This window comes from Phytobacter sp. SCO41, assembly GCF_003073275.1.
GTDB lineage: Bacteria > Pseudomonadota > Gammaproteobacteria > Enterobacterales > Enterobacteriaceae > Phytobacter > Phytobacter diazotrophicus.
In genome coordinates this window covers 4,334,417-4,348,586 of sequence record NZ_CP027225.1, presented here as the reverse complement: position 1 = coordinate 4,348,586, position 14,170 = coordinate 4,334,417, and the positions used below count along the sequence as shown (strand labels likewise).

The 14,170-nt window shown below is 54.0% G+C and carries 13 protein-coding genes; 8 read left to right on the top strand and 5 right to left on the bottom strand.

Annotated features, from left to right (window positions below; all coding sequences use genetic code 11):
* Nucleotides 1-53: 53 nt before the first annotated feature.
* The 6 genes from C5523_RS21250 to C5523_RS21225 all read left to right on the top strand — a co-directional run bounded on the left by C5523_RS21250 (nt 54) and on the right by C5523_RS21225 (nt 6,448).
* On the top strand, nt 54-605 hold the full coding sequence (locus tag C5523_RS21250) for a GNAT family N-acetyltransferase (protein ID WP_108702368.1): 552 nt from the start codon (nt 54-56) through the stop codon (nt 603-605).
* A 449-nt stretch (nt 606-1,054) separates the two neighbouring features.
* The gene (locus C5523_RS21245) at nt 1,055-1,306 is read left to right on the top strand and encodes a hypothetical protein (protein WP_041852482.1); all 252 of its coding nucleotides are present in this window, start codon (nt 1,055-1,057) and stop codon (nt 1,304-1,306) included.
* Nucleotides 1,303-1,521: a hypothetical protein gene (locus C5523_RS21240; RefSeq protein WP_041852481.1), complete on the top strand. Its 219-nt coding sequence runs from the start codon at nt 1,303-1,305 to the stop codon at nt 1,519-1,521. Before C5523_RS21245 ends, C5523_RS21240 begins: the two co-directional genes overlap by 4 nt.
* 248 nt (nt 1,522-1,769) lie before the next feature.
* Entirely contained in the window at nt 1,770-2,852 is a 1,083-nt protein-coding gene (locus C5523_RS21235) for a LacI family DNA-binding transcriptional regulator (RefSeq protein WP_108701919.1), read from the top strand.
* Nucleotides 2,853-2,957: 105 nt separating this feature from the next.
* On the top strand, nt 2,958-6,032 hold the full coding sequence (locus C5523_RS21230; RefSeq protein WP_108701918.1) for a beta-galactosidase: 3,075 nt from the start codon (nt 2,958-2,960) through the stop codon (nt 6,030-6,032).
* A 62-nt stretch (nt 6,033-6,094) separates the two neighbouring features.
* Entirely contained in the window at nt 6,095-6,448 is a 354-nt protein-coding gene (locus tag C5523_RS21225) for a DUF1428 domain-containing protein (RefSeq protein WP_041852478.1), read from the top strand.
* Nucleotides 6,449-6,683: 235 nt separating this feature from the next.
* Here C5523_RS21225 and C5523_RS21220 read toward each other — a convergent pair whose 3' ends face one another.
* Nucleotides 6,684-8,243, bottom strand: coding sequence for an EAL domain-containing protein (locus C5523_RS21220; RefSeq protein ID WP_108701917.1), 1,560 nt, complete (start codon nt 8,241-8,243; stop codon nt 6,684-6,686).
* Nucleotides 8,244-8,342: 99 nt separating this feature from the next.
* Between C5523_RS21220 and C5523_RS21215 the strand changes: the two genes are divergently transcribed.
* On the top strand, nt 8,343-9,059 hold the full coding sequence (locus C5523_RS21215; RefSeq protein ID WP_108701916.1) for a GntR family transcriptional regulator: 717 nt from the start codon (nt 8,343-8,345) through the stop codon (nt 9,057-9,059).
* 1 nt (nt 9,060) lies between these two features.
* Here C5523_RS21215 and C5523_RS21210 read toward each other — a convergent pair whose 3' ends face one another.
* Nucleotides 9,061-10,260, bottom strand: a complete 1,200-nt coding sequence (locus tag C5523_RS21210; RefSeq protein WP_079497551.1) for an enolase C-terminal domain-like protein — start codon at nt 10,258-10,260, stop codon at nt 9,061-9,063.
* Between the two features lie 277 nt (nt 10,261-10,537).
* On the opposite strand from C5523_RS21210, the gene C5523_RS21205 reads away from it, so the two are divergent.
* The gene (locus C5523_RS21205) at nt 10,538-11,905 is read left to right on the top strand and encodes a PTS transporter subunit EIIC (RefSeq protein WP_108701915.1); all 1,368 of its coding nucleotides are present in this window, start codon (nt 10,538-10,540) and stop codon (nt 11,903-11,905) included.
* Between the two features lies 1 nt (nt 11,906).
* Here C5523_RS21205 and C5523_RS21200 read toward each other — a convergent pair whose 3' ends face one another.
* The 3 genes from C5523_RS21200 to C5523_RS21190 are packed head-to-tail and all read right to left on the bottom strand — an operon-like array spanning nt 11,907 to nt 14,157.
* On the bottom strand, nt 11,907-12,566 hold the full coding sequence (locus C5523_RS21200) for a methionine ABC transporter permease (protein ID WP_162303311.1): 660 nt from the start codon (nt 12,564-12,566) through the stop codon (nt 11,907-11,909).
* Nucleotides 12,563-13,354: a methionine ABC transporter ATP-binding protein gene (locus tag C5523_RS21195; protein WP_108702367.1), complete on the bottom strand. Its 792-nt coding sequence runs from the start codon at nt 13,352-13,354 to the stop codon at nt 12,563-12,565. Before C5523_RS21195 ends, C5523_RS21200 begins: the two co-directional genes overlap by 4 nt.
* The gene (locus tag C5523_RS21190) at nt 13,351-14,157 is read right to left on the bottom strand and encodes a MetQ/NlpA family ABC transporter substrate-binding protein (RefSeq protein WP_041852472.1); all 807 of its coding nucleotides are present in this window, start codon (nt 14,155-14,157) and stop codon (nt 13,351-13,353) included. Before C5523_RS21190 ends, C5523_RS21195 begins: the two co-directional genes overlap by 4 nt.
* Nucleotides 14,158-14,170 lie beyond the last annotated feature (13 nt).

The following is a 14,170-nucleotide window of genomic DNA, read 5'->3' as shown; positions in this document are numbered from 1 at the left end:
CCTCTGTGCGTTTTCTGTTTTATGGTCAATTTACCGCCGTTTATGCAGAAAGGATGCCTGTGACCACACCGCAACTCGCCACCGAACGATTACTCCTTCAGCCGCTGGTTTCCGCCGATGCGGAACAAATTCAACGTGTCTTCCCTCGTTGGGAGATTGTGCGTTATCTGATTGGCACGATCCCCTGGCCTTATCCGGACGATGGCGCTGCCCAGTATGTTAATCATGTCGCTTTGCCAGCGGCAGAAGCGGGAAAGGGCTGGTACTGGACGATTCGGCGTAAAGCCGAGCCAATGCAACTGATTGGCGTTATATGTCTGATGGACCTGCCCGATAACAATCGCGGATTCTGGCTGGTGCCAGAGTGGCAGGGACAGGGCCTGATGTCAGAAGCCAGTGATGCGGTGACGCGCTACTGGTTTGAGGAATTAGATAAAGAGGTGCTACGTGCGCCAAAGGCTGCCGTGAACACACGGTCAGTTAATTTTTCGCAGCGTAGCGGTATGCGTCTGGTCCGTCGCGAAAAAGCACACTATGTGGCGGGTGAACTGGATTCCGAACTTTGGGAAATCACCCGCGAGGCGTGGCGGGATTTACAACGCTAACTCAGCGGTTGCCTCCGGTAACGGTGCTGCGCGATTTTTGAATTTCCATGGTGTTGCCTGCGGAGGAAACCAACGCCGTTTTATTAGAGTAGAGCTCCATATCATGCATCTCTTTTTGCTAAGTGATAATTAGCGGTTAAGGTTCTTCTTATTCGCATTATGCTAGTGCTGGCGAAGGGCAAGTAAAGCAATTTGCTGACTCGTTACACCAACGCTACCTCGAAAAAACACGCCACCGTCACCCCTTTCCGTGGCTGCCGTTATCCATTGCCAACATTAATAATGCATTGTCATATATTTGAAATATTACTTTCACTTAAATGTCATAAAACAAGGTTAAAATATTTGTGGATATTTTTAATTTGTCATAAGCTTTTAATATAACTCTGGATCAGTATGTTAACTTCGTGTATTAATACTTTGCTAACTTCACACGGGAAGGGATAATCATGACCAGTGCGGTATTGAACGTCAAAATTGATCAGACGTTAAAAGAAAAGCTCCGTCATTACGCAGAAGAAAATAATGAGAACCTCAGTACGGCGACTGAAAAACTGCTGCTGTTGGCGTTTCAGTCAGTTGAACAGGGCGGAGTATCGGAAGAGGATATCGATAACCAACACCTTGAAGAAGAAAGTACTGCTCCATTAAATCCAAAAGAGATCAAGGCATTACGTAAACTTCTGAAGAAGAAAAAATGAACCAACAACTGCTCTCAACGGCCAGCAATTATTGCGAGGCCTGTGACCTGTTACGATCAGGTTTTGTTAAACATGTTCGTCTGAACTGGAATATTGGTAGCGATGAGTTCTTTCGCATCGCTACCGACTGGTGTGATGCTGGCGCAAAAATAAAAAAAGAAGGCGATAGTTTCGTTATTTCTATTAAAGGGTTTCCTATTCCGCGTCAGCAGTAATTGTATTGTCATGAAACTGTCATTTAAATTGCACTCAGTTTTGTGATGATGATACAAAATATAATTCAGTTGTAACCATCTCATCATCACGGACGATGTTTACGACGGGCCAGTCTGGCTCGTCGACATTTCTTATCCCCGCTTTGTTTGCCTGACGCGTATAGCTTTGCTGGCATTTCTTACGCCTGCATAACAGTTGCTGGCGTAATCGGGTACACTGACGCGAAATCCGTCGCCAGATGAGTGCCATGAAAACCATTACGCTCTATGATGTCGCCCGCCTTGCCGGGGTCTCTTACCAAACCGTTTCGCGCGTTATCAATCAGGGCGAACATGTGTCTGCCCGGACGCGGGAGAAAGTGCTGGCGGCGATGGCGGAACTGCACTACATCCCCAATCGCGGGGCGCAGCAACTGGCGGGGAAACGGACCAAAACGCTGGGTCTACTGACTTCCGACCTGGCCCTGCATGCTCCCTCTCAAATTGCCTCGGCGGTAAAATCCCGCGCCACACAATCCGGCGTGAATGTGATCATTTCCATGCCGGAAGTGCAGGACACCCGGGGATGTACTGCTGCGTTGCAGGATCTACTGGCCCAACGGGTCGATGGGCTGCTGGTTAACGTTCCGCTGGATGATGAACAGGCAGAGGCCTTATCGGCACTGGCAGGCCCGGTGCCGGTCCTCTTCCTTGATGTCAGTGAAACGGCGGCCGTCAACAGTCTGATTTTTGATGCAGACCAGGGGGCACGGCTTGGCGCTGCGCACTTGCTGGAGCAGGGGCATCAGCGTATTGCGTTGCTGGGGGGGCCACAGTCATCGGTCTCTGCAAGGGCAAGAATGTCAGGATGGCTGGCGGCACTGGCGGAGTCGGGGCTATCGCCCTGTGGCTGTGAATACGGCGACTGGAGCGCGGCATCCGGCTATGAAAAAGGGCATCTGCTTCTGGCGGCAGATACGTCGCCGCAGGCTATCCTGGTCGCCAACGATCAGATGGCCCTTGGCGTGATACGTGTCTGCGCGGAGCGGGGCTTAACCGTACCGGGCCAGATTTCAGTGGTCGGTTATGATGATACCGCCGACAGCGCCTGGTACTCACCGCCGCTCACGACCATCCGCCAGGCGTTCAAAATCGCGGGCGAGCGTAGCGTAGAATGGCTCCTTGCACGCCTCGCTGGTGACGAAACCGTGATTGGCCAGACGCGGCTGCCGGTAACGCTGGTGGAGCGCGCCTCGACCTCACCGGTAACATCGATTAACGTCAGTGGCGAAACGCTGGCCAGACGACTGAATGAGCTGGCACAACTCGCCGCGCAGCTCGATCGTCGTTAACGCTTTTGTGATCCTTTTCGCTTTGCTGCTCGTAAACCCTTTACGTTAGCGCTGATTCGGTGCATTGTGCATAAAATTGTGAGCGCTTCGCAAAATGAGGTCAATATGTCTGTTTCCGCGTTAAGTTCGTTATTCGCTCGTCGGGACTGGGAAAACCCGGTCATCACGCACTGGCACCGTTTACCGGCGCACGCGCCAATGTCAAGCTGGCGGGATGTGGGCGAAGCGCTTCGTGATGAGGTCCCGTCAACCCGTCGTTTACTTAACGGCGACTGGCAGTTTAACTTCTTTTCATCACCCGAATCTGTACCGGAAAGCTGGATCACGGCCGATCTCACCGATGCGGTGCGAATGCCGGTGCCGTCGAACTGGCAGATGCAGGGCTTTGATACCCCCATTTACACCAACGTGACCTATCCCATCGCGGTGAATCCACCGTTTGTACCGCAGGACAATCCGACCGGTTGTTACTCGCTCACATTTAATGTCGAAGAACAGTGGCTGGCGAACGGGCAAACGCATGTTGTTTTTGATGGGGTCAACTCCGCGTTTTATCTCTGGTGTAATGGCCAGTGGGTCGGCTATTCCCAGGATAGCCGCCTGCCTGCGGAATTTGATCTGAGCAACGTGCTGGTGGCCGGGGAAAATCGTCTGGCGGTTATGGTGCTGCGCTGGTGCGATGGCAGTTACCTTGAAGACCAGGATATGTGGCGCATGAGCGGCATTTTCCGTGATGTCTCCCTGCAGCATAAACCCCATACCCGCATTGCCAATTATCACTACACCACCCAACTGAATGCGGAATTTACCCACGCGCAATTGCAAACGGAGATAACGCTCGCCGGGGAATTTGCTGGCTGCCAGGTGGTCGTCGCCTTGTGGCGAGGGGAAGAGAAAATCGCTGAGGCCAGCCAGAGACCGGGTAGCGCAGTGGTGGATGAGCGCGGAGCCTGGGCCGAGCGCGTAAGCGTGACGATGCCCGTTGAGCGACCGCTACTGTGGAGCGCGGAAACGCCTGAGTTGTATCGTTTGACGATGGCGCTGTATGACGGTGAAAACCATCTGCTGGAAGTGGAAGCGTGCGATGTGGGCTTCCGCCATGTTGAGATCAGCGAAGGGTTGCTGAAACTGAACGGTCAGCCGCTGCTGATCCGTGGCGTCAACCGCCATGAACACCATCCGGAAAACGGTCAGGCGATCGATGAAGCCACGATGCGCCGCGATATCGAACTGATGAAGCAGCACAATTTCAATGCCGTACGCTGTTCACATTACCCCAACCACCCGCTGTGGTATCGCCTGTGCGATCAGTACGGGCTCTATGTGGTGGATGAAGCAAACATTGAAACGCACGGCATGGTACCGATGAGCCGTCTGGCGGATGATCCGCAATGGCTACCGGCGATGAGCGAGCGTGTTACCCGCATGGTGCAGCGCGATCGTAACCATCCGTCGATCATTATCTGGTCGCTGGGAAATGAATCCGGTCATGGCGCGTCGCATGACGCGCTCTATCGTTGGGTGAAAACCACCGATCCAACACGTCCGGTACAGTACGAAGGCGGTGGCGCCAATACTGCGGCAACAGATATCGTCTGCCCGATGTATGCCCGCGTCGATCAGGATCAACCGTTTCCGGCGGTGCCGAAATGGTCGATAAAAAAATGGGTCGGAATGCCGGATGAAACCCGTCCGCTGATCCTTTGTGAATATGCGCATGCCATGGGCAACAGCTTCGGCGGGTTTGCCAAATACTGGCAGGCTTTCCGCGCTTACCCCCGCCTGCAGGGCGGGTTTGTCTGGGACTGGGTTGACCAGGCGCTGACCAAACTCGATGAAAACGGTGAGCCATTCTGGGCCTATGGCGGTGATTTCGGCGATACGCCAAATGACCGACAGTTCTGCATGAACGGGCTGGTCTTCCCGGACAGAACCCCGCACCCGGCGCTCTATGAAGCGCAACGCGCCCAGCAGTTTTTCCAGTTCCAACGGGTCAGTACCTCACCGCTGGCAATCGAGGTAACGAGCGAGTATTTATTCCGTTCGACGGATAACGAAGTTCTGCGATGGTCTGTTACCCGTGATGGCGAGGTGCTGGCGCAAGGGGAAGTGGTGCTGGCGATTGCCCCGCAGGGAACCCAGCGTATTGAACTTAACTGCCCGCCTTTGGCCGCGCAACAGGGGGATGTCTGGCTGAATGTGGATATCTATCAGCGTGATGCGACAAGCTGGTCACCCGCGCAGCACCGCTGCGCCTGGGATCAGTGGCAACTGCCGACAGCGCTCGCATTACCAGGAGAAAAAGCCGCACAACCGCGGCCCGCGTTACAGACTGACACTGCACATTTCGTGATTGAGCAGGGCGTGCATCGCTGGCAGTTCAGCCGGACGAACGGCCATCTGACGCAGTGGTGGCGTGATGGTCAACCGACGCTCCTTGCGCCGGTACTTGATAACTTTACCCGCGCTCCGCTGGACAATGATATCGGCGTCAGCGAGGCCACGCGCATCGATCCCAATGCGTGGGTGGAGCGCTGGAAAGCGGCGGGAATGTATGACCTGACGCCAGTGTTGTTGCAGTGCGAGGCGCTGGAAAACGCCACCGATGTGGTCATCGCCACGCGCCATGCCTGGCAGTACAACGGGCAGACGCTGTTTATCAGTAAAAAAACCTGGCGAGTGGCTGGCGATGGCGTTCTGCATGGCGATGTTCAGGTGCAACGCAATCTGGATGTGCCGCCGCCTGCGCGTATCGGCTTGCAGTGTCAGCTTGCTGAGGTTGCAGAGCAGGTCAGTTGGCGGGGACTTGGGCCGCATGAAAACTACCCGGATCGCAAACTGGCCGCGCGGCAGGGTCGTTGGACATTACCGCTCGCGCAACTGCATACGGACTATATTTTCCCGACCGAAAATGGCCTGCGTTGCGACACGCGCGAGGTGAATTATGGTGCGCATCGTCTGAACGGGCAGTTCCACTTTTCCCTGAGTCGCTACAGCCAGCAGCAATTAAGGGAAACCTCTCACCGCCATTTGCTGCGTGAAGAGGCCGGATGCTGGCTGCAACTGGATGCCTTTCACATGGGGCTCGGTGGCGACGACTCCTGGAGTCCGAGTGTGTCCCCGGAATTTATCCTCAGCGACGATGTCGTGCGCTACACCTTCTGCTGGTCTCAGGGCTAAACTTAGTCAGCCAGACGCAGCGGGAATCGTCCCGCTGCGCGGTTCACTTCGGAGGCTCACTCATGAAGTATGTCGATGGGTTCGTGGTGGCGGTTCCGGCAGATAAGAAAGACGCTTATTTGCAACTCGCGGCCAGGGCCGCCCCGCTGTTTAAAGCGTTTGGCGCAACGCGGATTGTGGAGTGTTGGGCCGACGACGTTCCGGCTGGAAATTTCACCGACTTTCGTCGGGCGGTAAAAGCAGAAGATCATGAAGAGGTGGTTTTTAGCTGGATTGAATATCCCTCTAAAGAGGTGCGTGATGCCGCCAATCAAAAAATGATGGCCGATCCCCGCATGCGTGAGCTGGGAGACCAAATGCCTTTCGATAGCAAGCGTATGATTTATGGCGGCTTTGTCCCATTGCTGGACGAATGAGCCTCAGGACACTTCTCTAACCATCCCCTCTGGCGTAATGCAGGGCTTGCGGTATGTCGGCTGAGAGCCGTCTGAGACCCTGTACTTTGCCAGCCCAGTGTCATGATTCTCTTTTCACGCTGCGGATGCGCACCACCGGACTGTATTTCAGCCAGTGGCGCACATCATGCAGCGGTGAGAATGGCTTTTTCATTGCGCTATCTCCACGAGTAAACCCGTTTCACAGGTCACAAACTCAGGAGATATTCCGGTTGCTTTCTGCCCAGCATAGAAACGCGTCTTTCGGCAGCGCTTTGCTGTATAGCCAGCCCTGGCCGTACTGCACGCCATGTTCGCTAAGCCATTTGAGCTGGCCTTCGGTCTCGATACCTTCGGCCACCATCGCCAGCTTTAGCGCTTTGGCCATTTCGATGATATGGGTGGTCATGTTTTTGTATTCCAGCGCATCCACAAAGGATTTGTCGATTTTGATAATGTCGACATCCAGATTTTGCAGATAACTGAGGCTGGAGTAACCCGTACCAAAATCGTCAATATAGATGGCATGTCCGGCCGCACGTAATGCTGTGATAGTGGGCATGCAGGTTGTGGGATCGGCAAAACCATGTTCGGTCACTTCCAGCGCGATTTGTGACGGCGAAATTTGCCAGTCATTAACCCGTTGCTGTAACTGTGCCGGAAGTGTCAGGGTTAAGAGATCGGAGGGCTCAAGGTTAATGGAGACATGCAGATCCGGGTTCTTCTGTAGCCAGGGTCCCATGTCCTCAAACACTTTTTCGATAATCACCTTTGTCAGTTGCGGCATCAGCCCCGTTTGCTCAGCCAGCGGAATAAAGGTGTCCGGCGCGAGGTAACTGCCATCCGACTGTCGCCAGCGGGCCAGCGCTTCCGCACCGACAATCTTCCCGTCTGCCAGCGTCACAATTGGCTGGTAGAACATCTCTATTTCCCGTGCGCGAATGGCATCCTGCATACGGTGTTGCGGTGATTGCAGGCGACGCAGCATGCGCAATAAAAAGAAGGCCAGCACCAGGCTCAGCAGCAGGCCAACAGGCACCCAAATTACCAATAACCGATGCCAGCTCTCCTTAAGCGGCGTCAGCGATGCCCAGGTGATGATGGTTACCCCCAGTTCGGGCACCTGTAACGTATTCCACGCTTCGCCGCCGATAAGCCTTTGAGTGGGGGTATTGAGGTCAATCTGCTTTAGCATCTCCGGATCCAGCGTACGGTTGCTGGCAATCACCCGTCCGCTGTTCGTCCCGACCAGCGCAATATTGATAGGCCACGGGCCATACGAGAGCACATCAATAAAAGAGAGTGGATCGGTAATAACAATATAGCGACGAGTGCCAAGGCCGACCATTGCACGTGTCAGGCCCAAATCGTTATGGCTGGTCAGCCAGGCGCGAAAACCATCTTTAGTTACCCTTTGCGGCGCAGGAAAGGGAGCGCTGCTGCTGTTTCTCTCCAGTGAAGAACAAAGCGGGATCGTTCCTTCGAGGTAAATGACCTCCTGGACATAACGGAATGTATAAGAGATACGTCGCATGGCCAGCAGGTGATCCTGACTACACGAAATACCATCGTAAGTTTCCAGTTGACGCAAGGCCGTTTTCCCCTGGCTCACCACGCGGTCAGCACGCATTTTTACTAATGCGGAGAAAGTATTGAGTTCGTTCATAAACGACTCTTCAGCCTGGCGATGCGCCAGCCAGACGCTTAAAGCCACCGGCAAGAGAACGGCGAACAGCAGTACGCCTGTAATAAGGCTAACTAATCGTCGGTTTGTCATGACCAAAAATCCCTGTTTGATACTGAGAAACAAGCGTATTTGAGACCAGCAAGTGTTATAACACGCGTCAATGAGTGATTTCTTTCAGGAATTGCAGGGATGAAGAAAAAAGAATTTGTGACGCAGGATCTCTTAAGTAAAATTTATCAAAATAACGACGCCGGCCCACGCAAACTTCCCCCTGAAAGGCAGCTAGCCGAAGAGTATGGCGTCTCCCGTTTTACCATCCGCCAGGCGGTCGAAAAGCTGGCAAGTATTGGCGTCGTGCGGATCGTACAAGGTTCCGGGATCTGGATTAACGAGCAGGCGCGCAACAACCCGCTGGTCTATAACTCCATCACTGAAAAGCGTTTCGATCAGATCCATTTTCGGCTGATTAGCCTGCACAAGAAACGTCCCGATCGCGATGAACAGCAGATCTTTGGGCTGACGGATGACAGCTTTATCTGGCAATTTTGTCGGCTGCGCTTTGTGGATGAAGAGGCCGTACAAATTGAAATCTCCCGTATGCCTGCTGCTGATTTTGCCGATCTGAATCAACAGATCATTGAGAGTTCACTGCAACAGTATGTCTTAGGCAAGGGGTATCAAATCTCACATATGCTGACGACCTACCGGGCGGTTAATGTGAGTCGTGAACAGGCGGCGCTGCTGGGTTGCAAGAAAGGCAGCCCGGCGATGCACATCAGTAATCGCGGGATTCTGGACGGCGGCAGGGTGTATGAAATTAGCGATATTATCGACATCAACTACACCTGCACCTATGTGATCCCGCATAACCGGGCGAACCTTGCCTTCCGTAAAGGCGACACCTGATTTAGGGCGTGTGGATTGCGCCATCCGGCAGGCGACTTTGCGTCCATTCATGCGGGCGGTACACCACCGGGTAACGCAGACCTTCCTCTTCATTAAAGGTCACGCCAATACCCGGCGTTTGCGGCGCATAGACAAAACCGTCTTTCACCACCGGAGCGCCGGGGAAGACGTTGTCGGTTTGTACGGAGCGTGGAATGTACTCCTGTATGGCCGCGTTATGCAGATGAATATTGAGGTGCGTATTCACCGCGACGCCAATGGGTGACATATCGCCCGGACCATGCCAGGCGAGGCGTACGCCAAAGGCCTGACACAGTATGGCCAGTTTTAACGCCGGGGTGATGCCGCCGATTTGCGAAATATGGCAGCGAATAAAATCTATACGCCGGTTCACTATCACATCGTGCCACTCGGCCGGATTATTAAAGAGCTCCCCCATCGCCAGCGGCACACAGCTATGCTGGCGTACCTGTTCAAGCCAGGCGCTCTGCTGCGGCGGTAAAATATCTTCAATGAAATAGGGCTGATACGGCTCAAGCTGCTTTGCCAGTTGTATCGCCTGCTGGGGGAAAAGACGTTCGTGCACATCATGCAGAATGTGCAGGCTATAACCGTATTTTTCCCGCAGCGCCCTGAACATGGCGACGGTGTTGTCCATGTATTCTTGCTGATCGAACCAGGCGCCGGGCGTTGGGTTTTCCGGCGTATGTAACTGCGCTGGCGTGCCGCCGTAGAAACCCAACTGGCAGCGAATATGGCGATAACCCTGTTCGCGCAGGCGGTCTACGCTGGCAAAGAGTTCCTCCAGTGTTTCACCGCTGGCATGGCTGTAAGCGGCGATGGCATCCCGGGATTGCCCGCCAAGCAGTTGATAAAGCGGCATACCGGCTAGCTGGCCTTTGATATCCCATAGCGCCATATCGACGCCGGAAATCGCATTATTCATCACCGGACCGTTTCGCCAGTAGGCATTGACGTTCATCATTTGCCAGAGGTCTTCAATGTGGTTGGCGTCACGGCCGATCAGAAGAGGCTTTAGATACTCATCGACCATGGTTTTGACCGCCAGCGGACGTTGCTGAAAGGTGGCGCAGCCGTGGCCTGTGATGCCTTTATCGGTCATTACCCGCACGGTAATCAGATTATGTCTGTCGGGGCGAGTGATAAAACATTCGATATTGTTAATTACGGTTGGCGTCACTGGGAAACTCCTTTACAACGACGTGATATGCCGGAATGGGTATTATCATCCCCTTAATTTTGCGCTGAGGTAAACCGTTTTTTTGATAAATTTTTTGGTCAGTTATTCCTTTTAAATTTAATTAAAAACCGTACCAATTTTGATTTTTATGTCTTTTTAAATGTTATGTAGTGGTAATTTGTGATGCTCATCATGTTTTATTGGTTTGTTTAGTTTTCTCTCTTTCTCTACCCTTGGATACAGATATTAAAACGACAATATTCCTGCAGGAGCATTTATGGGGACGCAAGAAGCCATCAACAATATTATTCGTCTGGTCGGTGGACAGGATAATATCAACAATGTCTGGCACTGCATGACACGCTTACGCTTTGATCTGGTTGATGATAATAAAGTTGATCAAGGCGCCATCAAGGCATTGCCGGGGGTTCTGGGCGCACAACTGCAAAGCGACCAGTTCCAGATTGTTATCGGGCCGAAGGTCAATAGCTGGTATGAGCAAATGCTGACGGTGCTGGGAAAAGCCCCGCAAGGCGAGACGCATATCAAAGGGCGTAAAAGTCTGGTCTCGATGTTTATGGATACGGTATCCGGCGTTTTTGGCCCTATCGTGCCTGCGATTGCCGGTGCCGGGATGATTAAAGGCCTGCTGGCCGGGCTGATAGCCCTGAAAGTGGTGTCGGCGAAAAGCGACACCGTGGTGGTGATTGATTTGATTGCCAGCGGTGTCTTTTATTTCCTGCCGTTTTTCCTGGCGGTCTCGGCGGCAAAAATTTTCAAGACCAATGAGTACCTGGCAGCGGCAGTCGCAGCCTGTCTGATGTATCCGTCGCTGATCGATGCCGCAAAAGCCCTGGCGGCGCATCAGGAAGGGGCGGTGAGTGCCTTCTGGCTACTCAACGCGCTACCGGTTTCAGTGTTTAACTACGCCTCAAGCGTCATTCCGGTCATTTTCTCTATTCTGGCACTGAGCTATATCCACCGCTGGGTGGACAGGATAATGCCGGACGTATTAAAAACGGTCTTCACGCCTACGCTGACTTTGTTCCTGGGGGCGCTGGCGGCGCTGGTGATTATCGGGCCGATTGGGATCTGGTTGGGGAAAGCGCTGGCTTTCTTTATTCAGGGACTTTTCGGTATTTCAGCCAGTTTTGCCGGGCTGGTCGTGGGGGCCATTCGCCCGGTAGCCATTCTCACCGGCATGCATCACGCCATGACGCCCATCGCCTTGCAAAACTTTAGTGAGCATGGCTATGACATGCTGATGCCGATGATGTTTATGGCGAATATGGCGATTGCCGGTTCGACGTTCGCCATCTGGCGGATAAGTAAAAACCGTCAGGAGAGAACGGTGACCCTGTCGGCGGCGATCTCCGCGCTGTTGGGGATTACGGAACCCGCACTCTTTGGTGTCCTGACGCGTTACAAAAAGGCGTTTATTGCCGCCACGGTGGCCAGTTCCCTGGCCTCTGCGTTTATCGCCTTCTTTGGCGTGCGGTTGTATGGCTATATTTTATCGAGCATTTTTAGCCTGCCGGCGTATATCGGCCCATACTTCGTCTTTGCGCTCTCCGGGGTGGCGATGGCGCTGGTGCTCTCCTTCCTGCTGACCACCGTGCTGATCGGCAAAGACGCGGTGGAATAACTTACCGTCGGTGCGCCAGTCGGCGCACCAGGCGATCGCCTGCCATCTGCACCCCCTGTACCATTGCCAGTAAAATCACCACAGTACCCACCATCACCTGATCGTTAAAGCGCTGATAGCCATAACGAATAGCGAGATCGCCCAGCCCACCGCCGCCAATAACGCCCGCCATAGATGAGAAGCCAATCAGCATCACAACGGTGAGCGTAATGCCCGCGAGCAGCGTTGGCAGCGCTTCAGGCAATAGGGCTTTCGCAATCACATGCCAGACGTTACCCCCCATCGATAAAATGGCTTCGATGCGTCCGTAATCCACCTCATCCAGTGCGCTTTCCGTCAGCCGTGCAAAGAAGGGAAACGCGCCAATGGTGATAGGCACTATCGCGGCGGTGCTGCCAAGAGTGGTACCGATCAGCAGGCGCGTGAAGGGGATAAGCGCTATCAACAACACGATAAATGGCAGCGAACGCCCGAAATTGACGACGGCCCCCAGCAGCGCATTGACACGTGGTAAGGGGAACAGGCCATCACGGCGCGAAAGAAACAGAATAACGCCCAGCGGCAGGCCGATAAGCACGGTAAACAGCGACGCCAAAGCAACCATGTATAACGTCTCCAGCGTGCCGTTGAGCAGCAGCGGCCAGAGGTCTTCCCAACTCATGCTACCCCGCATAAAGGCCTCCCGTTAAAACCGTGGCGGGCAAGGAAATCCTGCTCAGCCTGTGGATCGTGCAATAGCGCATGGCGCAGTTTGGACCAGGGCGCAACCAGCAGATCGGCGATTTTGCCGCTCTCCCGTACTTCGCCGTTTTCCAGCAATGCCGCGTGATCGCACAGAGTTTTTACGACATCCAGTTCGTGGGTGATCAGCACGATGGTCAAATTCAGCTTCTGGTTGATGTCTGCCAGCAGCGCCAGGACAGACGCGGTGGTTTCCGGATCCAGCGCGCTGGTGGCTTCATCGCACAACAGCACATCCGGCCTTGCCGCCAGCGCCCGGGCGATACCGACACGCTGCTTTTGCCCACCGGAAAGTTGCGAAGGAAAAGCATCGGCTTTATCGCTCAGGCCCACCAGATGCAGTAGCTCCTCCACACGTGCATGGCGCAGCGGTTTCGGCACGCCGGCGATTTCCAGCGGAACGGCGACGTTATCCGCCACCGTACGTGCGTGCAGCAAATTGAAATGCTGGAAAATCATCCCGGTGCGCAGCCGATGCTCGCGCAAACCGGCTTTATCCAACTGCGTAATGTCGCTGCCGTTGATGATGATGCGGCCCGAAGTGGGCCGCTCCAGCAGATTCAGGCAACGGATTAAGGTGCTTTTCCCCGCGCCGCTGCGGCCCAGGATGCCGTAAATAGCCCCTTTGGGGACATGCAGCGACACGTTGTTCAGCGCCGGTCGGCCTGTTCCGGCATAGGTTTTACTCAGCCCTTCAATATCAATCATGACTGCGGGGCAACCGGGATCACCGAGCCGTTGTAGGTTTTACGAATGAACTCTGCCACTTGAGGAGAGGTGAGATCTTTGGCCAGTTCTTTGATGCGTGGGTCGTTTGCCAGCGACGGGTTGGTTACCAGAATATTGGCGTACGGGTTATGCTCCGCACTCTCCAGTCCCAGCGCATCTTTGGCGGGCGATAAACCTGCTTCCAGCGCGTAGTTGCCGTTGATCACCGCCAGGGCGACATCATCCAGCGAGCGCGGGATCTGTGGGGATTCCACTTCGAGGATCTTTAAGTGTTTCGGGTTCTCAACGATATCTTTTGGTGTGGCCAGCGTGCTTGCCGGATCGGTAAATTTCGCATCCAGTTTGATTAACCCCTGGCTTTGCAGCAGGAACAGCGCACGGCTCAGGTTAGTGACATTGTTCGGGACCGCGACGGTGGCGCCATCCGGTACCGATTTAAAATCTTTGTATTTGTGCGAATAGATGCCCAGTGGTTCGATATGTACCGTGGCGGCGACGGCAAAGGTTTTACCCAGCGCTTTTTCCTGGCTTTTCAGGTAAGGCACATGCTGGAAATAGTTGGCATCCACATCACCACTCGCCAGCAATTCATTGGCATTTGCGCCACTGGTCAGCTCAACGATTTTGATATCCAGTTTCGGATCCAGTTTTTTGACATAGTTCAGGATCTCCGCGTGTGGAACCGGGTCCGCTGCGATACGCAGTGCTTCTGCCTGTGCAGTACCCCATGCCAGAGAAAGAGACAACGCTACCCCTGCCAGTTTAAAAGCGGCATATTTCATGATGTTTTTCCTG

Excerpts from the sequence above, each read along its gene's own strand:
- C5523_RS21205 (WP_108701915.1), top strand. The coding sequence starts at position 10,538 with ATGGGGACGCAAGAAGCCATCAACAATATTATTCGTCTGGTCGGTGGA.
- C5523_RS21190 (WP_041852472.1), bottom strand. The coding sequence starts at position 14,157 with ATGAAATATGCCGCTTTTAAACTGGCAGGGGTAGCGTTGTCTCTTTCT.
- C5523_RS21235 (WP_108701919.1), top strand. The coding sequence starts at position 1,770 with ATGAAAACCATTACGCTCTATGATGTCGCCCGCCTTGCCGGGGTCTCT.
- C5523_RS21220 (WP_108701917.1), bottom strand. The coding sequence starts at position 8,243 with ATGACAAACCGACGATTAGTTAGCCTTATTACAGGCGTACTGCTGTTC.
- C5523_RS21240 (WP_041852481.1), top strand. The coding sequence starts at position 1,303 with ATGAACCAACAACTGCTCTCAACGGCCAGCAATTATTGCGAGGCCTGT.
- C5523_RS21245 (WP_041852482.1), top strand. The coding sequence starts at position 1,055 with ATGACCAGTGCGGTATTGAACGTCAAAATTGATCAGACGTTAAAAGAA.
- C5523_RS21195 (WP_108702367.1), bottom strand. The coding sequence starts at position 13,354 with ATGATTGATATTGAAGGGCTGAGTAAAACCTATGCCGGAACAGGCCGA.
- C5523_RS21250 (WP_108702368.1), top strand. The coding sequence starts at position 54 with ATGCCTGTGACCACACCGCAACTCGCCACCGAACGATTACTCCTTCAG.
- C5523_RS21215 (WP_108701916.1), top strand. The coding sequence starts at position 8,343 with ATGAAGAAAAAAGAATTTGTGACGCAGGATCTCTTAAGTAAAATTTAT.
- C5523_RS21200 (WP_162303311.1), bottom strand. The coding sequence starts at position 12,566 with ATGAGTTGGGAAGACCTCTGGCCGCTGCTGCTCAACGGCACGCTGGAG.
- C5523_RS21230 (WP_108701918.1), top strand. The coding sequence starts at position 2,958 with ATGTCTGTTTCCGCGTTAAGTTCGTTATTCGCTCGTCGGGACTGGGAA.
- C5523_RS21225 (WP_041852478.1), top strand. The coding sequence starts at position 6,095 with ATGAAGTATGTCGATGGGTTCGTGGTGGCGGTTCCGGCAGATAAGAAA.